At 48.3% G+C, this 25,648-nt stretch carries 27 protein-coding genes, 1 other RNA gene and 2 riboswitches; of the genes, 12 read left to right on the top strand and 16 right to left on the bottom strand.

The window, feature by feature from the left end:
- The coding region (locus ACI39P_RS01695; protein ID WP_439718985.1) for a hypothetical protein at positions 1-2,043 on the bottom strand (2,043 nt) is incomplete at its 3' end.
- Between the two features lie 495 nt (positions 2,044-2,538).
- On the opposite strand from ACI39P_RS01695, the gene ACI39P_RS01690 reads away from it, so the two are divergent.
- Positions 2,539-2,988, top strand: a complete 450-nt coding sequence (locus tag ACI39P_RS01690; protein ID WP_439718984.1) for a hypothetical protein — start codon at positions 2,539-2,541, stop codon at positions 2,986-2,988.
- Here ACI39P_RS01690 and ACI39P_RS01685 read toward each other — a convergent pair.
- Together ACI39P_RS01685 and ACI39P_RS01680 are read right to left on the bottom strand one after the other, a co-directional pair.
- Positions 2,949-3,791, bottom strand: a complete 843-nt coding sequence (locus tag ACI39P_RS01685) for a YhjD/YihY/BrkB family envelope integrity protein (protein ID WP_439718983.1) — start codon at positions 3,789-3,791, stop codon at positions 2,949-2,951. The genes ACI39P_RS01690 and ACI39P_RS01685 overlap by 40 nt on opposite strands.
- A 5-nt stretch (positions 3,792-3,796) precedes the next feature.
- On the bottom strand, positions 3,797-4,546 hold the full coding sequence (locus tag ACI39P_RS01680) for an SDR family NAD(P)-dependent oxidoreductase (RefSeq protein ID WP_439718982.1): 750 nt from the start codon (positions 4,544-4,546) through the stop codon (positions 3,797-3,799).
- A 357-nt stretch (positions 4,547-4,903) separates the two neighbouring features.
- On the opposite strand from ACI39P_RS01680, the gene ACI39P_RS01675 reads away from it, so the two are divergent.
- The 3 genes from ACI39P_RS01675 to ACI39P_RS01665 all read left to right on the top strand — a co-directional run bounded on the left by ACI39P_RS01675 (position 4,904) and on the right by ACI39P_RS01665 (position 7,601).
- Positions 4,904-5,362 carry a hotdog domain-containing protein gene (locus ACI39P_RS01675; protein ID WP_439718981.1) on the top strand — a complete coding sequence of 153 codons (459 nt, stop codon included), beginning with the start codon at positions 4,904-4,906 and terminating at the stop codon, positions 5,360-5,362.
- A 122-nt stretch (positions 5,363-5,484) separates the two neighbouring features.
- The gene (locus ACI39P_RS01670) at positions 5,485-6,672 is read left to right on the top strand and encodes a CoA transferase (RefSeq protein ID WP_439718980.1); all 1,188 of its coding nucleotides are present in this window, start codon (positions 5,485-5,487) and stop codon (positions 6,670-6,672) included.
- A gap of 62 nt (positions 6,673-6,734) precedes the next feature.
- Positions 6,735-7,601 carry a MerR family transcriptional regulator gene (locus tag ACI39P_RS01665; RefSeq protein ID WP_439718979.1) on the top strand — a complete coding sequence of 289 codons (867 nt, stop codon included), beginning with the start codon at positions 6,735-6,737 and terminating at the stop codon, positions 7,599-7,601.
- A gap of 63 nt (positions 7,602-7,664) precedes the next feature.
- Here ACI39P_RS01665 and ACI39P_RS01660 read toward each other — a convergent pair whose 3' ends face one another.
- From ACI39P_RS01660 to tenA, 4 genes are all read right to left on the bottom strand, one after another.
- A complete protein-coding gene (locus ACI39P_RS01660; protein ID WP_439718978.1) occupies positions 7,665-8,678 on the bottom strand; it encodes an ABC transporter substrate-binding protein in 1,014 nt (337 codons plus the stop codon).
- A gap of 95 nt (positions 8,679-8,773) precedes the next feature.
- Entirely contained in the window at positions 8,774-9,514 is a 741-nt protein-coding gene (locus ACI39P_RS01655) for an ABC transporter permease subunit (protein WP_439718977.1), read from the bottom strand.
- On the bottom strand, positions 9,511-10,263 hold the full coding sequence (locus tag ACI39P_RS01650; RefSeq protein WP_439718976.1) for an ATP-binding cassette domain-containing protein: 753 nt from the start codon (positions 10,261-10,263) through the stop codon (positions 9,511-9,513). Before ACI39P_RS01650 ends, ACI39P_RS01655 begins: the two co-directional genes overlap by 4 nt.
- Positions 10,264-10,422: 159 nt before the next feature.
- Entirely contained in the window at positions 10,423-11,085 is a 663-nt protein-coding gene (tenA, locus tag ACI39P_RS01645) for a thiaminase II (RefSeq protein ID WP_439718975.1), read from the bottom strand.
- A gap of 68 nt (positions 11,086-11,153) precedes the next feature.
- Positions 11,154-11,260: riboswitch (TPP riboswitch) on the bottom strand.
- A 232-nt stretch (positions 11,261-11,492) separates the two neighbouring features.
- Here tenA and ACI39P_RS01640 point away from each other — a divergent pair.
- From ACI39P_RS01640 to ACI39P_RS01630, 3 genes are all read left to right on the top strand, one after another.
- A complete protein-coding gene (locus ACI39P_RS01640; protein WP_439718974.1) occupies positions 11,493-12,251 on the top strand; it encodes a threonine/serine exporter family protein in 759 nt (252 codons plus the stop codon).
- Between the two features lie 17 nt (positions 12,252-12,268).
- The gene (locus tag ACI39P_RS01635) at positions 12,269-12,736 is read left to right on the top strand and encodes a threonine/serine exporter family protein (protein WP_439718973.1); all 468 of its coding nucleotides are present in this window, start codon (positions 12,269-12,271) and stop codon (positions 12,734-12,736) included.
- A gap of 69 nt (positions 12,737-12,805) precedes the next feature.
- Complete coding sequence (locus ACI39P_RS01630; protein ID WP_439718972.1) at positions 12,806-13,558, top strand: threonine/serine exporter family protein; 753 nt, start codon at positions 12,806-12,808, stop codon at positions 13,556-13,558.
- Between the two features lie 108 nt (positions 13,559-13,666).
- Here the strand turns inward: ACI39P_RS01630 and recR are convergent, their stop codons facing one another.
- The 8 genes from recR to ACI39P_RS01590 form a co-directional block, all read right to left on the bottom strand.
- A complete protein-coding gene (gene recR, locus ACI39P_RS01625; RefSeq protein ID WP_439718971.1) occupies positions 13,667-14,263 on the bottom strand; it encodes a recombination mediator RecR in 597 nt (198 codons plus the stop codon).
- A 15-nt stretch (positions 14,264-14,278) separates the two neighbouring features.
- Positions 14,279-14,620 (bottom strand): YbaB/EbfC family nucleoid-associated protein, encoded by a 342-nt coding sequence (locus ACI39P_RS01620; protein WP_320791347.1) that lies wholly within the window; start codon positions 14,618-14,620, stop codon positions 14,279-14,281.
- Positions 14,621-14,700: 80 nt separating this feature from the next.
- Positions 14,701-16,302, bottom strand: coding sequence for a DNA polymerase III subunit gamma/tau (dnaX, locus tag ACI39P_RS01615; protein WP_439718970.1), 1,602 nt, complete (start codon positions 16,300-16,302; stop codon positions 14,701-14,703).
- Positions 16,303-16,485: 183 nt separating this feature from the next.
- An RNA gene (ffs, locus tag ACI39P_RS01610) (signal recognition particle sRNA large type) lies at positions 16,486-16,749 on the bottom strand.
- A gap of 191 nt (positions 16,750-16,940) precedes the next feature.
- Complete coding sequence (gene tadA / locus ACI39P_RS01605; RefSeq protein WP_439718969.1) at positions 16,941-17,426, bottom strand: tRNA adenosine(34) deaminase TadA; 486 nt, start codon at positions 17,424-17,426, stop codon at positions 16,941-16,943.
- A gap of 3 nt (positions 17,427-17,429) precedes the next feature.
- Entirely contained in the window at positions 17,430-18,755 is a 1,326-nt protein-coding gene (locus ACI39P_RS01600) for an FG-GAP repeat domain-containing protein (protein WP_439718968.1), read from the bottom strand.
- A gap of 143 nt (positions 18,756-18,898) precedes the next feature.
- On the bottom strand, positions 18,899-19,426 hold the full coding sequence (locus ACI39P_RS01595) for a spore maturation protein (protein WP_439718967.1): 528 nt from the start codon (positions 19,424-19,426) through the stop codon (positions 18,899-18,901).
- A 1-nt stretch (position 19,427) separates the two neighbouring features.
- On the bottom strand, positions 19,428-20,006 hold the full coding sequence (locus ACI39P_RS01590; protein WP_439718966.1) for a nucleoside recognition protein: 579 nt from the start codon (positions 20,004-20,006) through the stop codon (positions 19,428-19,430).
- Between the two features lie 181 nt (positions 20,007-20,187).
- On the opposite strand from ACI39P_RS01590, the gene ACI39P_RS01585 reads away from it, so the two are divergent.
- The 5 genes from ACI39P_RS01585 (at position 20,188) to sugE (ending at position 24,452) form a co-directional block, all read left to right on the top strand.
- Entirely contained in the window at positions 20,188-20,448 is a 261-nt protein-coding gene (locus tag ACI39P_RS01585; protein WP_439715982.1) for an AbrB/MazE/SpoVT family DNA-binding domain-containing protein, read from the top strand.
- Between the two features lie 387 nt (positions 20,449-20,835).
- Positions 20,836-21,414, top strand: a complete 579-nt coding sequence (locus ACI39P_RS01580; RefSeq protein WP_439718965.1) for a hypothetical protein — start codon at positions 20,836-20,838, stop codon at positions 21,412-21,414.
- A gap of 472 nt (positions 21,415-21,886) precedes the next feature.
- Positions 21,887-22,699 (top strand): AAA family ATPase, encoded by an 813-nt coding sequence (locus tag ACI39P_RS01575; RefSeq protein ID WP_439718964.1) that lies wholly within the window; start codon positions 21,887-21,889, stop codon positions 22,697-22,699.
- A gap of 14 nt (positions 22,700-22,713) precedes the next feature.
- Positions 22,714-23,913: a VWA domain-containing protein gene (locus ACI39P_RS01570; RefSeq protein WP_439718963.1), complete on the top strand. Its 1,200-nt coding sequence runs from the start codon at positions 22,714-22,716 to the stop codon at positions 23,911-23,913.
- A gap of 53 nt (positions 23,914-23,966) precedes the next feature.
- A riboswitch (guanidine-I (ykkC/yxkD leader) is annotated at positions 23,967-24,066 on the top strand.
- Positions 24,067-24,134: 68 nt separating this feature from the next.
- Positions 24,135-24,452, top strand: coding sequence for a quaternary ammonium compound efflux SMR transporter SugE (sugE, locus tag ACI39P_RS01565; protein WP_439718962.1), 318 nt, complete (start codon positions 24,135-24,137; stop codon positions 24,450-24,452).
- A gap of 33 nt (positions 24,453-24,485) precedes the next feature.
- On the opposite strand, the gene ACI39P_RS01560 is transcribed toward sugE, so the two are convergent.
- The coding region (locus ACI39P_RS01560; RefSeq protein WP_439718961.1) for an MFS transporter at positions 24,486-25,648 on the bottom strand (1,163 nt) is incomplete at its 5' end.

Below are 25,648 nucleotides of genomic sequence, written 5' to 3'. Positions count from 1 at the left end.
GTCATCCTGGTCTCTACCAGCTGTGATGATGTTGATGAAGCCTTCTTTTACTGTGAATGTTTCTTCATCCCAACCATCCTTGCTATCGTAATCCCAATCTTCGTAGTCAGCTGCTACATAAACGGGGTTATCTTTATGGTCATCTTTGCAGCTGCTGTTGCATACTTCGCCGTGGTCTGTTGTGAACAGAGGTTCATCTGTCATCATCTTGAAGCCTGCTGTTGTGAACAGTTCCAGATCGTAAGCACCTGCTGCCAGGTCTCTGCTCATGTACAGGGAGATATCGGAAATTGTTACTACTGCGGGTTCATCATCAGATTCTTCATCTACTTTGAAGCCCATATCTTCGCCTTTAACAGATTTTACTTCCATATCGGATGCATCATCTACTGTGAATGTTACGTCATTTTCGAAATCCATTTTGTCAATGGAGAAGATGAAGTCCATTTCATCTTTTGCCCACAGACCAGCTTCAGCTTCCTTAACAACTACGTTGGAAGGAACTTCTGTGTTTCTGTAGTCGATGATCAGGTCATTCTGCTGTGCTTCTACTGTGTAAGGAGAAACAAATTCAGCGATTACAACTTCCTGTTCATCTTCGAATGCGTCGCCGCCCAGTGTCAGTGTAACTTCGCCTTCGAAGCCGGGTTCTGCGATCAGTTCCAGTTCGAATGTCAGTTCAAATGCATCTTCGGAATCAGCGAATGTTTTTCTTTTGAATTCGAAGCATTCCTGTTCGCCTTCTTCATAAGCTTCCATGAAAGCTTTTTCTACTGCATCTGTGCTGTTCTTTGTACCATCTGCCATCTTAACATCATCAGCGCCTGTAACATCAACGTTTGTTACGAATACGCCTTCGGGCAGTGTCATTGTGAAGGATTTTTTCACATCCAGAGATTCTTTTGCAGCTTCTTCCAGAGTTACTTCCAGAGACATGTGGTCGGAATCATCTGTGATACCATAGTTATCAACGTTAACGCCGCTGTAGATTACGGGTACATCTTCATCTTCATCTACGGACAGTGTTACTTTGTCTTCTACTACTTTAACAGCTTCTACTGCATCTGCTGTGTAAGCGAAACCTACTGTCTTGTCATTAAGTGTGCCTTTTTTTGCTTTTACTGTGATCTTACATACATCGCCAGCTTTAGCGTCTGCAGCATCGATTCTAACGGAATCTTTCAGGATTGTGATTGTATCATTATCATTTGCAGCGCCTTCTGCTGTTACGGTAACTGTCAATGTTCTGTCATCAACGTCATTAACTTCCAGCATGCCGCCAGCCAGTTTCTTGCTATTATCTTTATCGCCAACAACGATCCATTCAAAACCGCTTGTCAGTTTCAGTTCCAGAATCTGACCCTGTTCGAAAGAACCAACGCTAGTTTCGATCTTCAGATCTCTTTCCAGTGCTGTATCTTCTTCTTCAGCAACGTCTGCAACTTTTTTCAGAGTTACATCCAGACCGAAATCCAGAACTGCTGCGAATGTCATAGCATCGGAATCACCGAAATCGCCGCTAACTTCTACTGTAGCTTCTGTGCCTTTGCTTGTTCTGGACAGAACCAACTTCAAGTCTGCTACATTGATAACGATGATGTCGTCATCAGCGAAATCACACGCTGTAGAATACTCGATTTTGCCGTCATCGCCGACTTTCCCTTCATATACTGTCAGGTCAATAGATGTATCTTCTTTAGCAGCGGCTTCTCTTGTCTTAACAACACCAATTGCTGTGTTATCTCTGTAAACATAACCTACTGTTACGTCTTTGCCCAGACCACCTGCCATTACTTCAGCGTTGTCGAAATCCAGATCGATATCCCAGTCATCGGGTGTACCATTTTTCTGGTCAACATCGGAAATTTTCAGCTGAATTTCAGGGCCTGTGATTGCCTCTTTTTCATACTTGTCTGCGTCGTCTTCTGTGTATTCCTGGTCATCAACAACTTTGATTGTTGCTGTGTTAGCAGCGAAAGCTGTAGCGGGAACCAGGGATACTACCATAGCAGCAGCCATTACCATGGAAATAAATTTTTTCATGGGGCTCATTCCTCCTTTTTCTTTTTTCAATGTTCTGATTCGTTTTATAATTATACAACGAAGTGCATTTGGGCTTTTTTCTTCCTCTCCATTCCCACGTCCCTTCCGTCCCTTCGGCTTCCTCCACACCCATTCAAGGATTCGGCTTCCGTTTCTTCCGTTTCGTGAAAACTTCGATTCCAAATACTCACTTACTTTGCGTTATCATCATATCAGCAACTTCACTTTTTGACAAGCGATTTTCATGTTTTGTAATAAAATTGAAATATTACAGCAATATTACGTGAAATCTCAATGATTTTTACAGCAAGACGTCATTTATTGTGATTTTCACATTTTGCAATGAAAAGCAGACTGCGGCGGCGGTTCTTTCCCGGCAGGGGAAAAAAGGGCAAAAAAAGCCCCCCTTCTGCCTATCATTGATACTCGATGATACGCAGAAAGGGGCATGCTTGGAGGGTAGAGATGCAAAAAAGAAAAAAGGAGGGACGAAACATGTCTACATTTACAGAACATTACAACCTGATCAAACCCGGGACGGCGGATTATTACGACATTGCCGACTGGAACGAAAACATGGACGCCATCGACGAGCAGCTGGCGGCGGCGGAAAGCGCGGCGGCGGAGATCAGCGAAAAGATCGGCACGCCGGCGGAAGAAGGGCAGACCTTATTCGGCCTGCTGCAAAACACCGGGCTCATCAAAAGCATCCAAAAGGGACGCATCACCCTGAACAGCAAAAGCGACAGCGGCAGTATCGAACTGCAGACGGTGGACCCCGCCAAATGCTTCGTTTCCATGCTGCGGCTGCGGGATGGCTCCAACCTGGCAGGGATGATCGATTATACCCTGCGGGCGGATGGCATCGATGTCACCATCCAAAGCAACTTGACCAGCGGGACCACTTACACCGATTTGGAATTTTGGGTGGTAGAATTTTGCTGATACTCCCTTTCCCGCAGGGCCTGATTGAAAACCGCACCGACGAGGAGGGCCGTCATAGACCAGTTCAGCCAGATGAGAAAGGCGATGATAGCACCGATGGAGCCATAAATGACGGAATAGCTCCCCATATTATCCACATAGTAGGAAAAGGCCAGGGAATAGACCATCCAAAGGCCGGTGGAAAGAGCTGCACCGGGAAGGATGAACCGCCGCGCCGGGGGATGGTTGGGGGAAAAATAATAGATGGCGGAAATCAGCAGGATGAGGGCTGCCGCCATGGGCAGAAAGCGGGCTTTCGTCCAGATGGAAATGAACTCCTTCGTGATCGGGAAAAACTGGGCCACGAGGTTCAGAACGCTTTCACCAATAATCATCAGAATCAGCATCACCGGAATGAGAATCAGAATCAAAAGAGAAAGCAGAAGCACCCGTTTGGTATGACCAACGGGTTTTTCTTCGCCGTAGATATCGGAAACGGCATCGGTCAGGTTTTTCACCGCCCGATAGGGAAACCAGAAGGTAAAGACCAGACCAAAGGTAAGCGCGGCACCATTGCTGGCTTCGGTCATATGGGCAATGGTGAGGTTCAATAGGGTGATGACATCCGCAGGGAGAAAGGCCGCCGCATCCCCTTCCAGAGAAATCATCGGCAGATGCAGAAACCCCAGCAGGGAGATCACCGAAATGAGGAAGGGGAAAATGGCAAAGATAAGGTAGTATGTCAGGGAGGCGGCACGTTTGCTGACTTCCTTCTTTAAAAAGCCTTTGATCGTCAGGCGTATGATTTCTTTTGTTTTTTTCATTCTGTTCAACCTTTCTTGGATTGGGCATAATATGCCGCTTTCAGCATCTGCCGCTCGGGCAGGAATTTTTCGCCGATATAGGCCAGCTTCATCAGCCCGCCGGGGAGAACCACAGCTTTCCCCTGAAACATGCCATTGATGCCGGCTTTCGCCACTTTATAAGAAGAAACACCGCCGATGGAACGGCGCACATGGGCACGGGCATCGAACCCCGTTTCCACATGGCCGGGGCAGAGGGCCGTGATTTTCACATTGCTGCCCGATTGGCGGAGCTCCTCATGGATGGCTTCCGTCAGGCGGAGGACATAGGATTTGGTTGCATAATAGGCGGACATCAGCGGGCCCGCCAGAAAGCCCGCAGAGGAGGCCACATTCAGGATATAGCCCCGATCCTTTTTGCGGAAATCCGCCAGAAACAGCTTTGTCAGGATATGAACAGCACGGACGTTCAAATCCAGCATATTTAGTTCCGTTTCCAAGGGGATTTCCCAAGAATATCCAAAGGCACCAAAGCCGGCATTATTGATGAGGATATGGATATCTTCCTCTTTTGTTTCATTATATAGGTAGTAACAATCGGCCTCCCTAGACAAATCCACAGTTATAGTTTTGACATGAACAGGCAGGCGGCGGGCCAGCTGCTGCATTTTTTTGCTGTCACGGCTGGCAATGATCAGGTCGATGCCCATGCGGGACAAAATAACCGCCATATCCCGCCCGATGCCACTGGTGGCTCCTGTGATGAGTGCTTTCATAAGAAATCCTCCTTCCGATTGTTGGCTGATTGCCTTCTATTATACAGAACCCCTTTTCTTTTTTCAATTTTTTCAAAAAAATAAAAAACTCTCCCGTAATTTTTAAAAAAATCCTCTTGTCTGCATTGCCAATGCCCACCGGAATCTTTTGAAACCGCCCCTTACCAAACCCTCCACCAAAGGGAGGGACATTCTTTTTTTCCATAAAAAATTTTTTAAAAAATGAAAGATTTCTGATTGACTCTCCTTTTGCTGTAGCAAATATACTCAAGTCAAAGCTAAGGAACAGAACCCTTAGCGAACCCAAAATCAACTCATAATCATTTCAGGTATCTAAGGTTAAAGGAGGAAAAAAGTATGGTAGGGAAAAAGGTAGTACATCATCTGATGATGAGCGCAAAGGATGCACATTATGTTGGCGGTCTTGTAAACGGTGCCAGAATCGTAGACCAGTGGGGTGACGTCGGCACAGAACTGATGGTCTATGTAGACGGCGACATCAGCCTGTTCCTGGGCTATGAAAAGGTGGAATTCCTGGCTCCTGTATACGTTGGGGACTTCATGGAATATCACGGCTGGATCGAAAAGGTTGGCAACCAATCCTACACCTGCAAATTTGAAGCATGGAAGGTTGCTACACAGTTGGACAGAACCGATGCCGACCTGACAGGCATCGCAACCCCCGGCACAGCAGCCACAGCCTGCGAGCCTCCCGTACTCTGCGGCAGAGCAACTGGCAGCCTGTATATTGCAAAGAAAGACCAGAGAGGCCCCCAGGAGGTTACCTTCCTGGATAGAAAACACCCCGGCGAATAAGACCTTGGCTTCGCCAATGACAACGGCTCGGAAATTGCCGAAACCAAAAACAGTTGCAGGAAGGAGCGGGAGGCACCGCTCCTTTCCTTATCAAAAAAGAAATTCCGAAAGGAGGCATCTCTATGAAACGACCTTTGGAGGGCATCCGTGTGCTCGACCTGACCCAAGCCTACAGCGGCCCCTTCTGCACCATGAACCTTGCCGACCACGGGGCGGAGGTCATCAAGATCGAAACGCCGGAAAAAGGCGACCAGACCCGAGGCTGGGGGCCTATGGAAAACGGCTACAGCGGCTATTATGCCTATATCAACCGCAATAAAAAGGGCATCACCCTGAACCTGAAAACAGAGGAAGGCAAGCAGATTTTCACGGAGCTTTTGAAAACTGCCGATGTGGTCTGCGAAAATTACAAAGTGGGTGTATTGGAACGGCTGGGCTTTTCCTATGAAAAAATGCAGGAGATCAACCCCCGCATCATCTATGGCTCCATCAGCGGCTTTGGCCTGACAGGGGATTTGGCTCCCCGCCCCGCTTATGACATCGTGGCCCAGGCTATGAGCGGCATGATGAGTGTAACAGGCTTCCCCGATGGTCCTCCCTGCAAGATTGGCCCCTCCATCGGGGATAACTACACAGGCGCATATCTCTGCATGGGCATTTTGATGGCCTTGTATGAACGGGAAAAAACAGGCCTTGGCCGCCGCATTGATGTCGCCATGATGGATACCCTCTTTTCTGTCATGGAAAACTTCGTAGTGGAATACACTATCGCAGGGAAAACGCCCCACCGTGCCGGCAACCAGGACCCTTCCATCGCTCCCTTCGATTCCTTCCACGCCAAGGACGGGGATTTCGTTATGGGCTGCGGCACGGACAAGATGTTTGCCGCCCTCTGCGATGCTATGGAACAGGCAGAGCTTCCCAAAGATGCCCGCTTCGACACCAATCTGCACCGCTGTGAAAACTACGGTGTCTTAAAGCCCCTGATCGAAGCATGGACAGAAACAAAGACCATCAAGGAGCTGGAGGCTATCATTTCTTCCCTGAAAATTCCCTTCGGGGAAATTCTGGATATCCCCCAGGCGGCAGAACACGCCCAGACAAAGGAACGGCACATGCTTTGGGAGGTATTCCAGCCGGGCATGGAGCGGAACATCCGTATCCCCGGCACGCCCATCAAAATCCATGGAGAGCAGGACAGCATCCAGAAGGCCGCCCCCATTTTGGGCGAGGATAACGCCGCTGTCTATGGGATGCTGGGCTACCCTGCCGAAACCCTTTCCGCATTTACACAAAAGGGCGTGATCTGATGGATTTTTCCGGTATTTTCTGGTAAAATGACCTTAATTTAAAAAAGAAAGGGAGAACGCATATGTCTGCTCAGAAAGGGATCTATTCCATCGGCAAGGTATCCAGCCTTTGCAATGTTTCCATCAAAACATTGCGGTATTATGATAAGATCGGGCTGCTCATCCCCGACTGCCGCAAGGATGACAGCAATTACCGCTATTATACCCATGAACAGATTCTGACCTTATTCATCATCCGCAAGCTGCGCCATCTGGGGGTGCCCTTGAAGGAAATCAAGGATATCATCAGCCAAAAGGATGCAGAAAGCATGGAAAAGTGTATCCGGCAGCGGCTGGAGGAGATCAACCACGCCATCGAAGCCTTGAACGACCAATACGCCGAAGGGCAGCTTTTGCTGGAACGGCTGGAAAAAGGACATAATCTGCTGGAAACAGAGCATGCCGGCTGGTCTACAGAAGGGATCCATGTGGAGGAGATCCCTGTTTCCCCCGTATTATTTACCAGACGGATCAAAAAGAATTACAAAAACAGTGATGTTTCCGTGGAGCGGTGGTTCGAGCTGTTTGAAATGGTCTCCCGCCATAAATTGAAGGCTACCGGCCCTGTTATCCTGACCTATCACAACAATCCGCTGGAGCAATTTTACCAGAATGATTGCGATCTGGAAATCAGCATTCAGGTAAACGAAGCCGCAGATTCCCCTGCCGCAAAGGAATTTGGAGGCTTCCCCGCTGTAACGGCACTGCATATCGGACGGAACGAGGATATCATCCAGACCCATATCAAGGCCATCAAATGGCTGAACCAAAGGGGCTATACCATCGCCGGGCCTATCTCCGAGGAATATATCATCTCCCCTGTGGATATTGAAAACGAAGCAGACCATATTACCAGAGTTATCATCCCCATTGAAAAGACGGAAAATTGAAAAAGAGGCAAGGAACCCTGTTGTTCCTCGCCTCTTTTGATATATGGAGATATTTTGAATGTCTTATTCTTCCAGCAGATTTACCACCAAATCAGAAACATCTACCTGTTCCGCAAGAATGCCTTTTTCATACATCCAATCGGCATTTTCCTGCCATACGCTGGTTTCCTGATGCAGGAAACGGGCATCCTCTGTTTCCATCACGGGCAGCAGGATATTCATGCTTTCTGTTTCCACGGTTTCAGACAGAGGGAAGTTTTCCGCATTCTGGTTTGCCAGCAAAATCTGCAGGGCTTCTTCGGGGTTTTCCTTCATAAAATCGAATCCCTTCTGGCAGGCACGCAGGAATCTCTGGATTTTTTCGGGGTTGTTTTCTACGGCATCCTTGCCAGCCAGGAATACCAGTTCATAGCATTCAGGCACGCCATAATCGGTAGGATAGAAATAGTTGATATCGAAGCCTTCTTCTTCCAGCTGAGGCACTTCATGGTTTACCATATTGCCTGTGGTTGCGTCCACCTGTCCGGTGGTGGTAGCTGTCAGCAGGTCGAAGCCAACATCGATAAATTCGCAGTCATCAGCAGTCAAACCAGCATATTCCAGCATGGAAGCGATCTGTGCTTCGGAAAGGGCTGTACCGGCATAGCCGATCTTTTTGCCTGCCAGATCTTCAGCCCCCTTGATGCCGCTTTCCGCCAGGGAAATCACTACATTCAAAGAGCTCTGTGTCACAGCGCCAACGGAAACGATAGGAACATCTTCTTCCACTGCCGTCTGAATAGCATCCTGCAGATAATAGATACCGATATCCGCCTTGCCCGCCGCAGGCATGGAAATGCCGTCATTGGTATTTGCGGGGAAGTTGATAACAAGGTTCAGCCCTTCTTCCGCAAAATAGCCCTTCTCCTGGGCTACATACAGGAAGGAATGGATGGCATTAGGATACCAGTCCAGCACAATGGTAAAATCCTCCAGAGCAGCATCTCCCTCTGCGGGAGCGGTTTCCCCGCCGCCGCAGCCCACTGCCCCAAAGGCCATGGCCGCTGCCATAAATAAAGCAACTAATTTTTTCTTCATTTTAAAATTCTCCTTTCTTTTTTCTGACGAACTTGCCCATGGCTTCCTTCCCGTATGCCATGCATATAAAGGAAGTCCCTTGGTTCCTTGTTTCGTCAAAGCTCTTTCCTCCATGTGATCACTTTTTTCTCTATAATGGTGATGATCCAAACCGTCACCATTGCCACTACGGACAGCAGCACCACCGGGGCAAAAACCCCTGCGCCGTCCAATTGTGTCATCATTCGTTTGCTGAAATAGCCCAGCCCTTTTTGGGCCCCCAGCCATTCCGCAATGGCCGCCCCAATGACGCTCATGGGGACAGACATTTTGATGGCGGAAAAGAAACTGGGCAAAGCCGTGGGCAGCTTCAGCTTCAAAAAGATATCTTTTTTCGTTGCGCCATATGTAATCAGAAGTTCTTCCATTTCCCGCTTCGTGCCCTTCAAGCCATCAAATACAGTGATGGCAATGGGGAAAAAGGTCATCAATATGGTCACCAGCACCTTGCTCCCGATGCCATAGCCAAACCAAAGAATAAACAAAGGGGCGATGGCTGTGGTGGGGATCGTCTGGGATGCTACGATGATGGGATAGAGAGCCTTTTCCAGCTTGGGGTTCCAATCCATGGAAATGGACAGCAACAGCCCCAAGACAACGGAAATGCACAGCCCCAAAGCCGTGACCCCCATGGTGGCAGGCAGATGCACCATGATCAGAGGTTCCCGCAATTCCCACAATCTGACCAGAATCTGGGTCGGGGAAGGCAGGATATAGGCCGCATCGATGCCCATGGCTGCCCCCTGCCAGATGAGCAGCAGAATAAATACCAATATTAAAGAAGAAATGTTTTTCATAAGCTCACACTCCTTCTCAGCTTGCCAATGAGCTGTTCCTTCAGCTCAACGATTTCCGGACGCTTCAGGTCGCTCCTATCCCGATGGGCGGGCAGAGGCACTTCCACCATTTCCATAGAAGAAAAGGGCCTGTCCTGAATGACGAAAATCTTCTTGGAAAGAAATACGGCTTCTTCAACATCATGGGTGATGAACAAAATGGTTTTATGGTAATGCTCCCACTGATGCAGCAGCCATTCCTGCATTTCCACCCGGGTCAGATAATCCAGTGCGGAAAAGGGCTCATCCAACAGCAGCATATCCGCCCCGGAAAGGAGGGTGCGGGCAAAGGAGACCCGCTGCTTCATGCCGCCGGAAAGATCTTTTGGGTATTTCTTCCTATAATCCAGAAGGCCCACCTGCTCTAAAACCTCTTTACAGCGTTTTTCCTGCTCCGCTGCCGCAACGCCCGCCAATTCCATAGGCAGGCAGATATTTTTTTCGATGGTGCGCCAAGGAAAAAGCAAATCCTTCTGGGGCATGAAGGCACTATACTGCTTCTGCTCCCCGATGGGTCTGCCATTGACGAAAATCTCCCCCTTTTGCAGCTGTTCCAGCCCGTTGATGAGGCGGAAAATGGTGCTTTTGCCGCAGCCGCTGGCACCAATGATGGATACAAAATCCCCATCCTCCACGGAAAAGGATAGGTTTTCCATCATAGGAATCTCATCCACATCATAGCGGAAAGAGACATTTTTAAACTCAAGCATTTTCATTACTCCTTTAACTCTACAATACACAAATCGCTCCGCATAAAATGCTCCCGCGATTCTGCAATCATTCGCAAATCGCCTATCGGCTTCTTTTCTCATGATTGGGCGAGTCTCAAAGTCATGTTTTTTCATGTTCACATGAAAAGCATGACCTTTTTACTCTGGTATTGCTGCATAAGCCATGTCCCAAAAATAGGCTTCATAACGGCTGCAATTTACGAAAATCTCTTTCAGATGTTCTTCTCTTTCAGGGGTCACATCCTTGCCCAGTGCATTGACCAGATCAATGATCTCCTGGGTAGTATCGCAATATTCCTTACTGCTGTAGCCTTGTACCCATTCGCCGTAGAGGGGATGCTCCAGCGCACCGGGGATGGTCTTATGATGCTCCCCGATCATCTGATAGCTCCAAGCACAGGAAAGCACCGCCACCAGAATTTCCAGGGGGCCGCCCTTATAGGCTTCATCCAGCATATAGGAAGTATAGGACTGATTTGCCAAAGAGGATTTTGTGGTGGCAACCTCTTCCTCCGTAATGCCCAGGCGGGACATATACGCCTTATGGATATTCATTTCCCCATCCAGCGTATCGTGAACCATATAGGAAAAACGGGTCATCAGATGTTCATCTTCTGTTTTTACTACGCCCATGGCAAACACCTTGGCATACTGCAGCAGATAGCGATAATCCTGCACCATATAGTACCGGAAGCGATCTTCCCGCAGAGTGCCTTCCCCCAATTCCTTTACGAAGGGCTGTGTCAGGTAGCCATCCCAGATGGGCTTTGCCGCTTCATACAATCTGTCTGTCAATTTCATAATCATCTTCCTTTCTTTTGCGGAAGCAAAATAGAAAGACCCTTCCCAATCGGGAAAGGTCTGATATCACTTTCGTTGTTTCGCTTCCCTCCGTTGGTACTAACCACATCAAGTTCAAAGGGTTGGAACGCTACATTCCTCTCAGCTGCCTTTGACAGCACCCCCAGCTTTTGAAATATATTCTTTTGCGAATATTATATCACACTTTTTTACAATGTAAATCATTTCTTTTCATGCACGAAAAGAAAAACGTATCTGTTTTACACAAAAAAATCGAAAAATCTTAAAATAATTTTACTTTACTTTTTCTGTAAAATGAATACACTAAGATTGTGCCGAAAAGGTACATTCTGCGATACTAAAGAATACTGTTTGAAGATATTTGAAAAAGAAAGGAATTCCAAGCTATGGATTACGATACCCAACTCATCAACCTTGCCTTGGATGCAGGGGAAATCATGCTGGCCTCCGGTGCGGAGACCTTCCGTGTGCAGGATACCATGCAGCGCATCCTCTCCGTATCCGGCAGGGAAAAGATCGAAGCCCTGGCCATGTGTACCCTGCTCATCGTGACGCTGCCCAGAGAGGAAAAAGGCCCCCTTTCCATGGCCCGCGCCGTGAAAACCCGTGCCGTCAATTTTGAGAAGATCTGCGCTGTCAACGATATGTCCCGTGCCTTTGTTTCCGGCCGGATCACCGTGGAGGATGCCCTCGCCCGCTGTCAGGATATCCACAATGCCCCCAATTTCAAATTCGGCACCCGTGTGCTGGGCTATGGGCTGAATGGCGCCGGCTTCGCCCTCATGGTTGGCGGTTCGCCTTTGGATGGGCTGGTTTCTTTCTTCGTTGCCCTCTTGATGGGTATGACATTGGTTTATCTGAGCGGGAAAAAAGTTCCCTTCTTCTTTGGTCCCCTGATGGGCGGCCTGGTGACAGGTCTTGCCGCCTGCGCGGCCCATTTCTTCCTGCCTGCAACCCAGTTGGATAAAATGATCATCGGTACCATGAAGGCATTGCTGCCCGGTCTTGCCCTTTCCAAAGCCATGCGTGATCTGCTGGAGGGCAACCTCATCAGCGGCAATTCCAAGGTGGTGGAAGTATTGCTCAACGCCTGCTCCATCGCCGCCGGTGTCGCCCTCGCTCTGGTAATTTTCCATATGTCCTAAGATCGGAGGTTAATGCTATGAATTCACAGATTTTTTATTATGTAGTGCATCCCCTTATTGCATTCATTGCCTGCATGGGCTATGCCATCGTCTGCAATGCCCCCAGAAAAGAGATTCCCTTCTGCGGGATCACTGCCGCCCTTTGCTGGCTGGTCTATCAGCTGGTGCTGCGAAACGGCGGCACCGCATTTCTGGCCACCCTTCTGGCCACCTTTGCGGCAACAAGCCTTTCCCGTTTCTTATCCTACCATCGGATGCTGCCGACCATTGTGTACCATATTCCCGGCATCCTGCCCTTGGTACCCGGTGCTGCTGTATATCGCTGCATCACTTCCGCCATGGACAGCATGGTTCTGGAAACCACTGCAAATATCCTGACCGCCCTGAAACTGGCCGGTGCCATCGGGATCGGCTCCGTTATCATTCTGGTGCTGCCTCAGGCGTGGTTTCAGATTTTCCCCCGCCTGAAACGGAAAAATATATAACCAAACGCCCTGATATCCTGCATATCAGGGTTTTTGTTCCCAATCCTAAAAAAAGAAAGAAGGGCATTTATGGACTACGATACCAAACTCATCAACCTTGCATTGGATGCCGGGGAGATCATGCTGAAAAACGGTGCAGAGACCTTCCGTGTGCAGGATACCATGAAGCGTATCCTTGCCACCACCGGCAGAGAAAAAATAGAAGCCACCGCCCTTTCCACCGCCCTCATCGTGACGCTGCCCCGGGAAGAAAAAGGACCCCTTTCCATGATGCGAGGCGTCCATACCCGTACGGTCAATTTTGAAAAGGTCTGCGAGGTAAACGATATTTCACGGGCTTTCGTTTCCGGAAAAATCACTTTGGAAGAAGCCATCGAAAAACTCCATACCATTCGGCAGGCCCTCTTCTATCCCCTGCCTTTGCGGGTCTTTGCCTATGGTCTCATCTCCGGCGGCTTTTCCCTGCTCAGCGGGGAATCGGCTCTGGATGGCATTCTTTCCTTCTTCATCGGGATGCTGTTGGGAGCCTTTGTGTTTTGGCTGGGAACGAAAAAAGTGCCTTATTTCTTTGAACCCTTTCTGGGCGGGGCATTGGCGGCCTATTGTGCCTGCTGGGTCACCCCCCTGTTTCCTGCAGCCCGTGTGGATACCATCATCATCGGCAGTATCATGCCCCTTCTGCCAGGGGTGACCTTCTCCAAGTCCATGCGTGACCTATTGGAGGGAAATATCATCAGCGGCAGCACAAAAGCCGTAGAAGCGCTGGTGATTGCCTGCTCTTTGGCAGGGGGCGTGGGCCTGACGCTGGCGTATTTTATGTAAGACAAAACCTCGGGACGCTGTCCCGAGCCCCACAAGGGTCTCAGTCCCTTGACCCAATATAAAAAAGCGAAGACAAAAATGTCTTCGCTTTTTTGATTCTCGCATAGATTATAATTCCCTCCTGCCTTCTAACGCTCTGGATAAAGTGATTTCATCCACATATTCCAGATCACCGCCCACAGGCACGCCATTGGCGATACGGGTCACCTTCACATCCAGAGGCTTCAGCAGCTTTGCGATATACATAGCTGTTGCTTCCCCCTCCACATTGGGGTTGGTAGCAAGGATAACTTCCTCTACCGTGCCATCGATGCGGCTGATCAGCTCCCGGATGCGGATATCCTGAGGACCCACCCCTGTCATAGGGGAAATGGCGCCATGGAGTACATGATACACCCCATGAAATTCCTTCGTCCGCTCATAAGCCGCCATATCTCTGGGGTCTTCCACCACCATAATGGTCTTATGATCTCGCTTCCCATTGGCGCAGACGGGGCAAACCTCCTCTTCTGTCAGGTTACAGCAGACAGAGCAGTATTTCACCTGATCCTTTGCCTCCAGAATAGCTTCGGAAAGAGCTGCCACCTTTTCTCTGGGCATGTGGATGATATGGAAGGCCAGCCGCTGGGCGGATTTTCCGCCGATGCCCGGCAGGGATGCCAGTTCCTCGATGAGCCTTGTCATGGGGTTGCCGTAATAATTCATACTATCCCTTCTTTATCAGAACAGACCGCCGCCCAGGCCGCCTGTCATTCTGCCCATTTCGTTATTATACATTTCTTCCACCTGGCGGATGGCTTCATTGACAGCAGAAATGATCAGGTCTTCCAGCATTTCCACATCATCGGGATCAACGACATCGGGGTTGATCTTCAGTTCCTGAATTTCTTTTTTGCCGGAGATGACTACCTTCACTGCGCCGCCGCCGCTGGTCATTTCCAGGGTTCTTGCCGCCAATTCTTCCTGTTTTTCCATCATCTGCTTCTGCATTTTCTGCGCCTGCTTCATGAGGTTGTTCATGTTCATGCCCCCCATGCCGCCGGGGAAACCGCCTTTTGCCATATCCTATTCCTCCTTGAAAATAATCTCAAAAAATAATCATCTTTATTATTTTATCTGAATCCTCGCCCTCTGACAAGGGGTTATTCAATATCTGCTTCGGGGAAATATTGCCCCAGAAGGCTTGCAAACTCCGCATCCTCTTCCTCTGTGGCAGCTTCCTCCTGCTTGCCATAGGCCGCTTCATACCACTTATCGTATTCTTCCTTGGTGGTAGTGCGGATCTCAAAGCTCTTGCCCGTCTCTTTTTCCAGAACAGCGGCAATCTTTCCGATGCCCCGTTCCACCATATCCGCCAAAGCGGGATATTCACAGATAAGATACAGAAATTCATCCTCTTTAAAGCCTACCTCTACCTGCCCCAGCATGCTTTTCAGCACCACATCCTCCACATCATTGCGGAGCAGCGGCCACTGGTCTTTCACTTGCTTTCTATCCTCCGGCAGTGCCGGGGGCTTCCGTTTGGGCTTCGGGGCTTCTTTCGGTTTTACAGCAGTGCTTTCTGCCGGTGCAGTCACCACCGGCACGCCCTCGGCAACCTTCCGTTCCAATTCGCCCAGCCTTGCCGCCAATGTGGTCAAATCCTTTTCTGTCCAAGGGGCACAGAGCTTCATCAGCTCCACCTCCAGCAGAATACGTTCGTTGGGTGCCCATTTTAATTCACTCTGCAAATCGGAAAATTTTCCGATGAAATAGATGATTTCCTCGGGAGAAAGGACCTTCGCTGCCGCCTGCAGCCGTTCCCCATCCTCCTGAGAAAGATCCAGTATATTTTTCACATCGGGAATGGTCGCCGCCATCAGAAGATTCCTGAGATGATGCAGCATTTCTGTCACAAACTGCTTCACATCCCGCCCGGAAAGCATCATGTCCTCTACCAAGGCCATGGCTTTTTTGGCATTTTTCTGGGCCAAAGCCTCTGTCATTTCAAAGAAAATGGTCTGATCTACGGCGCCCATGATATCCAGCACCTTTTCCAGTGTCACTTCCTCGCCGCTGAAAAAGGCAAGGCACTGGTCTAAGATGCTCAGGGAATCACGCATAGAGCCATCCCCCAGATGGGCCACATAGCGCACCGCTTCGGGGGTCACATTCTGCCCTTCCTGCTGCAGATAGCCCGCCAGAGTTTCCGCAATGGTTTCCGTGGTGATACGGCGGAAATCGAACCGCTGCACACGGGAAAGGATGGTAGCAGGGACTTTCTGGGGGTCTGTGGTGGCCAGAATAAAAATGACATGGGCAGGGGGCTCCTCCAAAGTTTTCAGCAGTGCATTAAAGGCACTATTGGAAAGCATATGCACCTCGTCGATGATATAGACCTTGAACCGCCCTTGGGTGGGGGGATATTTGACCTCTTCCCGAATCTCGCGGATATTATCGACGCTATTGTTGGAGGCTGCGTCGATTTCAATGACGTTGACGCTCCTGCCCGCCAGAATATCCTGACAAAGGGCGCATTCATTGCAGGGCTCGCCCTCCTCTGTGGGATGGAGGCAGTTGATGGCTCTGGCAAAGATTTTTGCCGTAGAGGTCTTCCCGGTGCCCCGTGTGCCACAAAAGAGATAAGCATGGGACACCCGTCCCGTTTTCATCTGGTTTTTCAGAGTTCTGACAATATGCTCCTGCCCGATGACGCCATCGAAGGTCTGGGGGCGGAATTTCCGATACAATGCCGTATAAGCCATGTTTTTCACCTCTTTTTTTGCGAGGCTCTGCCTCGCGCTCCGTCAGGGGATAATCCCCTGAACCCTATACACTGCGCAGCAATACTGTTGCTTGCAGTCAATCCTGTTTTATCATAACATAAATTCTATAAAAAAACTCATTCCCAAGTAAAAAAGGAATGAGTTTCGTAAACTTTTTAAGGTCCGCACGCCCGCTGTTGCCATATCACCCCATGCGTTACCTTCTTTCACGGCTCCATCCGAGCACCCTTACCACACACACAAGTTGGCTGCTTAGTGCTGCTGCCTTCCGACCCTGACACGGTTCACAGGCTCATGTTGCGTAAGACCCGAACTTCAACACCGCTTCCGAAGGGCAGGCCATCAAGCCATACGTCGAAAGCGAGCATCACCCTCACTATAGCGGATTGTGAGTACAGGGCACCGCTACCGCCCCGGCTAGTGCGGAGATATTGATTCACTTGGAAGCAGGCTTCCAAGTGGATTTGACATAGGTTTGAATAGATTCGTTCCAGCGGTGCAAGCACCTCGAAACTCTCTATTCTCCTCGAGTGGGCAAAGCCCTCTCTGCGGATTTGATTCAGGACACCTGCGGTTTCCCGAACCCTTTGCTAATATAGCCATATTATTATACACGCTCACTGATTTTCTGTCAATGGCTGGGTATTGGCATTTTTTCGGAAGCGTTTGAAGAAGCGTTTCATAATTTCGCTGCACTGGGGCTGCAAAACCCCTTCCTCCACCTCCACCTGATGGTTCAGCTTAGGTTCATTCAGCACATCCAGCACAGAACCGGCGCATCCCGCCTTACTATTCCGTGTGCCAAAGACCACCTTGGGGATGCGGGCCTGCACGATAGCCCCGGCGCACATGGGGCAGGGCTCCACAGTCACATAGAGGACACAATCCTCCAGCCGCCAATCCCCCACAATTTTAGCAGAAGCATCAATGACATCGATCTCCGCATGGCGCAGGGGGTTTTTATCCGTATTCCGCAGATTATGCCCCCGGGCGATGATCTCCCCATTCCGCACCATGACGGCGCCGATGGGCACTTCCCCTGCCGCCAGGGCCTTCTCCGCCTCCGAAAGGGCCTCTGTCATATATTTTTCAGATTCTGTCATGTTTTATTCCTCCCATGCCAGATACAGCTGCCCCCGTCTGTCGATATTATCCTGCACGAACCAATAATCCGCCTTGCCGTTGCCATCAAAATCACAGGGATAGATGCACTGACCGTAATCGATATCCTCATTGGCAGACTGCAGGCCTTTTTCCGTCAGGATATAGCGGATGGTGGTAGCTGTGGTATCACAGGCATAAATTTCCTTCACCCCATCGCCGTTCAAATCGCCGCTGGAAATGGGGCCATAGAAATTTTCTACCCCCAAATGGGTGCTCCACAGCTTGCGGAAGCTGCCACCGGTGGAATGGTATACATACAAATCCATACTATCGGTCATGATATATTCCTTTTGGCCGTCCCCATCCAAATCGGTAATATGGAACTGAGTCACCCGATGGCGCAGCTTTTTGCTGCCCGTCTGCTGCCAGCCATTTTCTGTTTCTTCATAGATATCCATATTTTGATCTACGAAAAGATAGAGCTTGCCGTCTTCCGCGCCGATGGCTGTACAAAGTTCCTCTTCCAGGGGAATTTCTCCGGCAGCGTTCAATTTTTCATCATAAAGCATGATCTTTTCCGCCCGAGAATAGGTCTTTTCACTCTCCCCCTCGCCGCTTTCTGTCACACTGGAAACCAACACCGCCAGCCGGGCACCCTCTCCGCTCAAAAATGCCGCAGATGTAGCCTCCAAACCGTAGCCATAGGAAAAATTACGGTAACGGCTCAAGCCATTGGCATAGCGATAAACCGCCGCTTTTCCATCCTGAATAGAAACAGCCAGTGTATTACCATTGGCATCCTTCCCTGTGGAATAAATGCCTTCTGGGGAAAGTTCCCCTCTGCCTTCCCGGAAGGCTGTTCCCATGCCTGTCCAATTTTCATAAGCACGGAAACCGCCATCCGCAACGAAGGGATTCCGTTCCTTCAGGCTGTAATATCCGTTATCGTAGCCGCCGCTGTAGGCGACCCCAGCCAGCTGCCCGCCAACAAACCAGCATTGCAGCTTTCCCGCGTTGTCGCCATTATAATGGAGCAGAGAAGCCTCTGCCAAAACAGCATCCTGCCCCGCCTTGCTCTGCAGGTTATATTCGCAGGCAGAAGAAGCAGAAAACAGCCGTTTATTTTCCTCCGTATTTTCCGGCACCACCGCCGCCCCAAAGGTCAGGCTGCTGCGGTCATATTCCCAGTAAAATTCTTCCATAACGCCATTGATGGCTTCTGTATAGGTTTCCTGTTCGGCTGCTGTCAGGCTGAAAGCTTTTTCCTCTTCCGCTCCGCAGCTGGTGAGCAGCAAGAGGCTCGCCACGACCATTATCCATTTTTTCATAGTATTCCCTCTCTCAAGCAAGGGCCGCCGCTGCCAAGGCTGCAGCAAAGCCCTGCTTTCTAAATCGCAACATGTGCTCTGTTGATTCTTTTTTTGCATACATCATCATTATATATGATGCACTCTGTTTTTTCAAATTTATTTCAAAACACCAGCCGCACCAGCCATACCGCTGCAAAAACCCCTACGATATTCGCCACCAGAGCGCAGGGCAGGGTATACCTGGTTTTTTTGATACCAATGGAGAGGAAATAGAGGCTCATGGTATAAAATACCGTTTCTGTGCAGCTCATCATCACAGAAGCTGCTCTCCCGATGAAAGAATCGGGGCCATATATAGAGAAAATATCCGTCAGTAGCCCTGTGGCCGCCGAGGAGGATACCAGCCGTACGATGCTCAAAGGGGCCAGCTCCGCAGGAAAATGGATGAGTTCTGCCGCCGGGCGGATCCACTCCACCAAAATTTCCAGCAAGCCCCCTGCCCGCATGACCTCCACCGCCATAATCAGGCCAATGAGGGTCGGCAGGATATCCAAAACTGTCCGCAGGCCTTCCTTGGCTCCTTCCAAAAAAACCTCATAAATATCCACTTTCTTCAAACAGCCAAACACCACAATGAACAGCACCGTCACAGGGATCAGAAAATCAGATATGGTCAAAAGAATACGCATCTCAGCTCCCCCTTTCCAGAAGCTTGGCTGCAAAAACCCCTACCAATGTGGTGATCAGCGTTGCCACAATGCCCACTCCTACGATTTCCGCCGGGTTTTTCGAGCCAAATTCCGCCCGATAGGCGAGGATATTCACCGTTACCAGCTGCAGAGAAGTCATATTGACCGTCAGAAACATACACATCGCTGCAGAGGCTGTCCCTTTCTCTTCCTGATTCAGTTTCTGCAGTTCCTTCATGGCCATCAGCCCCGCCGGCGTTGCCGCCCAGCCCAGCCCCAGGAAATTTGCCACAAAATTGGTGGCTATGTATTTGCGGGCCCGATGGTTCGAGGGAATCGTCGGAAACAAAAAATCCATCATGGGGGTCATTTTTCCCGCAAGGGCATCGATCATGCCGCCCTTTTCCGCAATTTTCAATATACCAGACCAGACAGCCACTACCCCCGCCATGGTGAAAGCCAGCTCCATGGCAGATTTTCCCCCGCCGATGACAGCCGCTGTCACCATATCCATCCGTCCCAGAAATGCCCCGGTCAGGATGCCTCCGATGACAAAAAAACCCCATATCCCATTCAACATAGACTTCCCTCCCTTCCATCCAGTTTATGCCGAAAGATTTCCTTTTATGAAATAAAGATTTCTTTATAAAAGTTAAATTTTTCCATTTTTATCGATTTTTGTTGAAAAATATTTTTCAATGTGTTAAGATTTAGTTAAGATTTTTTTAACCGCAGAAAAAAGTAGCAGGGGGAACAAACAGATGAAATCAACAGGTATCGTAAGAAAAGTAGACGAATTGGGGAGAGTTGTTCTGCCTATTGAACTTCGCCGCAATATGGGAATTGAAATCAAGGATTCTCTGGAAATTTTCGTAGAAGAAAATATGATTATTTTGAAGAAATATGAACCTGCCGATATCTTCACCGGCAGCATGGATGATCTGATCGATTATAAAGGAAAAAAGGTATCCAAGGCTTCTATTCTGGAAATGGCAAAGCTGGCAGGCTTGGATGTAAAATGAAATTGATCCACAGGAAATAAAAAGAATAAACAACACAATGAAAAAATTATCTCCTAGCGTAGAATGAAACCTATGATAGGAGATTTTTATTTCTTAGAACGTGCAGAGTCTAATTCCAACAAGTATAACCAAATCGAGCAAAAACCATGGCATTAGTAAAAATAAATAAATAAGCTTCAGAAGAATTTATTTATAATTAAAATCTTTACTGAATCTTTATGCTTTTTATAAATGCAATTTGTTGACTATTATAACTGTTTCATAATATAATACAGGAAAGAATTTCAAACGCATAAGAACGAACAATAGAAATTCTTTGTTCCATATCGTTACAGTGCTAATGGAAAGGTGTGATGTTTATGAAAAAAATGCGTAAGATGGTATCAAATGGTATCAATTTGTATGGTATTTATTTTTACTATTGCATCTGTTTCAACAGTAATGGCACAAGATTCTGCTGAAGTACTTGCTGAAACTCAGGAAGTGTTGACACAGATAATGGAAGAAGGTCTAGAAGTAAGAGACGAAGAAGGCAACATTATTCCACGGGCATACTATGAATGGTGGGAATTTAGCAATTCAGCACCTGCAGCAGGAACATATAATGTCGGTGGAAATACACAAAAAATTAATGTAGAACTTAATCAGAAAATTGCCTCTTTTGCATTTTCTAAATTAGCACAATATTTATTGTATGGTACCCTTGGTGGTTCTCTTGCTGCTAATACCGGATTGTTGCTTCGGGCAGGGATGACAGAATATTTTAACTATTTGAATGATAACCTTCCTGACGGAAAAACATTATTTGTTAAAAAAACACTGTGGTCTAATGGTAACCCTGACACAACCTCTAGTCCAATGGAATATTATTATAAAATCAGACTGATTTACTATACAAATGATGACTTCAACACAGAAGTATCCAGAGATAATTTTTATGGCACTCTTTATATCCAAAATCATTGATTGTTGAGGACAAACTTATGACTGAACCATGGCTCTATCTTCTGATGGGATTTTCTATTGTTATGGTAATAATGCGTATTTTCTTAGACTTTATAGATTATATGAGAATTTACCGTTATGAATTAGAACAAGAAGAATCCAAACGAGAGGATGTTAAATGATGGCTAAGGAAAAAATATATCTAATTTGTTGGTTTATATTGGATTACTTTTTATGGAATAAATTGATAGTGAATCGTAATAAAGAGAATAACCTATTTGTTTTTCTACGTAAAAGAAAAACAAGTAGAAACTCTCAATGTACTAAGCCATAACGATTTTGCAAAACTATTTCCTAAATTTTAAAAACAGAAAGGATGGCATATAAAAATGCTGTCCTTTTTTATTGACAAGATTGTATACACCTCATAAAATGTAAATATCCCAGATAATTCGTATGCAAACAAAATAAAAGGAAAGGCGTGATTGCAATCATGAATCTGACATTTCAAGGCAGTAAAAATTACGTAGCCAGCGAAGAGCTGATGCGTTCCGTAAATATCGCCATCGCCCTGCAGAAACCTCTGCTCATCAAAGGCGAGCCAGGCACAGGCAAAACCATGCTGGCGGAGGCTATTTCCCAATCTTTGGGCAAAAAACTCATCATCTGGAACATCAAATCCACCACAAAGGCGCAGGATGGTCTGTATGTTTACGACGTGGTACAGCGTCTGTATGACTCCCAATTCGGCAACGAAGGGGTAGATGATATCGCAAAATATGTAAAGCTGGGCAAACTGGGGGAAGCCTTCAGCAGCGAGGAACAGGTCATCCTGCTGATCGATGAGATCGACAAGGCCGATCTGGAATTCCCCAACGACCTGCTGTGGGAACTGGATAAAATGGAATTTTATATTCCCGAAACCAAAGAAACCATTAAAGCAAAGCAGCGCCCCATCGTCATCATCACTTCCAACGCGGAAAAGGAACTGCCCGATGCTTTCCTGCGCCGCTGCATCTTCCACTATATCGAATTCCCCGATGCGGAACAGATGGAAGAAATCATCAAAGTCCACTTCGACCATGTGGAAGAAAATGTGCTGAAACAGGTTTTAGCTACCTTCTACTGGATCAGAGGGCTGTATAACATCCAGAAAAAACCCAGCACCTCCGAGGTCATCGACTGGATCCGTGCGCTGGAGCTGGGCGGTGTGCCTTCCTATAAAATCAAAGAAACCGTTCCTTTCGCAGGGGTACTGCTGAAAAAGAACGAAGATATCGACACCATGCGGAAATATCTGAAGTAAGTAGGTGAAGGCTGATGTTTACTTCCTTTTTCTATCTTCTTCGCGCCAGAGGGCTGAAGGTTTCCCTGAATGAGTGGATGTCCCTCATCGAAGCACTGGATAAGGGGCTGCACAATTCCTCCTTTACGGGGTTCTATTACCTTTGCCGGGCCATTCTGGTAAAAAGCGAGGCAGATTTTGACAAATTTGACGGTGCCTTTCTGGAATATTTCAAAGACATGGAACGGGCCACCGATGAACTGCCCAAGGAGCTTCTGGATTGGCTGAACAAGCCCAGGGAAGAACTGGACGGCAGCTTCAGCGAGGAAGACCGGCTCCGCAACATGGGTCTACCGGAGGATGTGATCCAGCAGATGTTTTTGGAACGGCTGAAGGAGCAGCATGAACAGCACAACGGCGGCTCCAAATGGATCGGCACCAGAGGAGCTTCCCCCTTCGGCAACAACGGACAGATCGACAAAGGCATCCGCGTAGGGGGCGAAAGTAAAAAGAAAAGTGCCTTCCAGGTGGCAGGGGAACGAAAATTCCGGGATTTCCGGGAGGATAATGTGCTGGATACCCGCCAGTTCCAGATGGCCTTCCGCCGTCTGCGGCAGTTTTCCGCCCGTGCCGACGAGGCCAGAACGGAATTTGATATCGACGGCACCATTCGGGAGACCTGCGATAACGCCGGCAGCCTGAAGGTAGTTTACGATAAACCCAGAAGAAATACCGTGAAAGTACTGCTTCTGATGGACAGCGGCGGCTCTATGGATTATTACAGCCGCATGTGCTCCGCCCTTTTCCAGGCGGTACGCAATTCCAACCATTTCAAGGATCTGCAGGTATTTTATTTCCACAACTGCATCTATTCCAAAATCTTCAAAGACCCCCGGATGCGCCCTGCATCCGCTATCCCCACGGAATGGATCCTGCAGAATATCAGCAGCGAATATAAGGTCATCCTCGTTGGGGATGCCCAGATGGACCCTTACGAGTTGATGGAAGGCAGCTGGTATAGCTATGGCGCAAGGGATAAGACCCCCGGCATCGAATGGCTGCGCCGTTTTAAGGAAAAATATCCCCATATCGTATGGCTGAACCCTTCGGAACGTCCCTATTGGGGCGGCTGGTGGGCAAAGACCTACGATATTCTGGAGAAAGAATTCGATATGTATCGCCTGACATTGGATGATCTGAATAACGCTTTGAAAAAGCTAATGGTAAATCGATGATTCCGTACCATTGACAAAAGATTTTTATATCTGTATACTAAAAAAACTGCATACATCAGGTTTTCTAGGGTTCCGCAGTGATCACACTGGCCTGTGACCAAGAGAAAACCCACGGTATCTACCGTGTCACGGAAGGATAAAAGCCTGGGAGATATTCCAAAATGGATATTTCTCAGGCTTCTTTCGTATTCTCTGTTTTTGAATGAAAGGAGGTGTTTCCCATGTCCTGGCTGTATCTTACCATTGCCGGAATATTTGAAGTGGTCTGGTCCACGGCTATGAAATATTCCGAAGGCTTTTCCAACCTGATCCCCTCCGTTATCATGGTCGTTGGAATGTTTATCAGCTTCTTTTTTCTCTCCATGGCAACAAGGACCCTGCCCTTAGGCACATCCTACGCCATTTGGACGGGCATCGGCGCCGCCGGTGCTGTCATCATAGGCATCGTACTGTTCCATGAAACCGCAAGCCTGTCCCGCATCTTTTTCCTCGCCCTCATTCTTGTGGGCATTTTGGGGTTGAAACTGACTTCTTCCTAAAAAAAGGTCGGACAATATGTCCGACCTTTTTTATTATTTTGCTGCCATCTTTTTGCGGTATGTAAAGGAAGAAGGGTGGTTTCTGCCAATCAGCATATAGATCAAAATAGACAGAATATTAAATACCGCCATGATGACAAACATTTTATTGTAATTAAAAGAAGAAATCAGCACACCGGCGATACCGCCGCCTACGCCGATACCAATATCATAGGCACAAAGGAAAGTGGAATTGGCACTGCCGCGGTTTTCCGGCGGAGCAATGGCCACTGCCATGGATTGCAGCGCAGGTTCCAGGCCGCCAAAGCCAAAGCCGGACAGCACTGCTGCCAGAATATATGTCACCGTATTGGGGCAAAGACCCAACAGCAGGAAAGCAATAAACATGGCAATATTACAGCTATAGGCAAAAATGCTTTCCCCGTGCTGGTCTGTCACCTTGCCGGCAGTCAGTCTCATGACCAGAACTGTCACTGCCATAATGGCAAAGAAGATGCCGCCGCTGGGCAAATTCTGTTCTACAGCGAATTTTGCCGCAAAGTTTTCCAATGCACCATAAGTCAACATAAAAATCAGCGCAGTCAAGGATGCAGGAATAGCATCTTTATCCAACAAGCCTTTGATATTCAGAGGCTTTTTCTCTACCTCGATCTTAGGAGTTTTCAGCATCAAAAACAGCACCAGCGCAATGGCGATGGAAATGGCGCCAAACAGGAACAGCATTTCAAAGCCCATTTTTTCCATCAGGGCCAGGCCTACCGCAGGTGCCACAGCTGTTGCCAGTGCTGTTGCCATGCCGAACATCCCCATACCCTCTGCAAAACGGGGGCGAGGGATAATGTCTGTCGCAATGGTTGCTGTAGACGTATTGGAGAAGGCAAGAGACGCCCCGTGCACCATACGACAGACAAAGGCCAGGAACAATGTGCCCAGCACCAGATAGCCGATCGGCATCAGCATCATGCCGCACAGCCCCACAACAAGAATGGCTTTCCGCTTGCCGTTATCCAGCATCCAGCCGATGAAAGGGCGGCAAATAACCGCGAAGATGGAAAACATAGTCGCAGCCATGCCCGCCACTGCTTCCGAGCCGCCCAGATACTCAATGTAGAAAGGGAAAGTGGACAAAATTGACAAATGATTCGAGGGTGTGAAAAATTTTCTGTAAATAGGCTTTCTATGATAGGATTCGATGG

Origin of the sequence: Anaerotignum sp., from assembly GCF_051877975.1 — a bacterium.
Classification (GTDB): Bacteria; Bacillota; Clostridia; order Lachnospirales; family Anaerotignaceae; genus Anaerotignum_A.
Note: the sequence above shows the minus strand (reverse complement) of the source record. Positions and strands in the feature narration are given on the sequence as shown.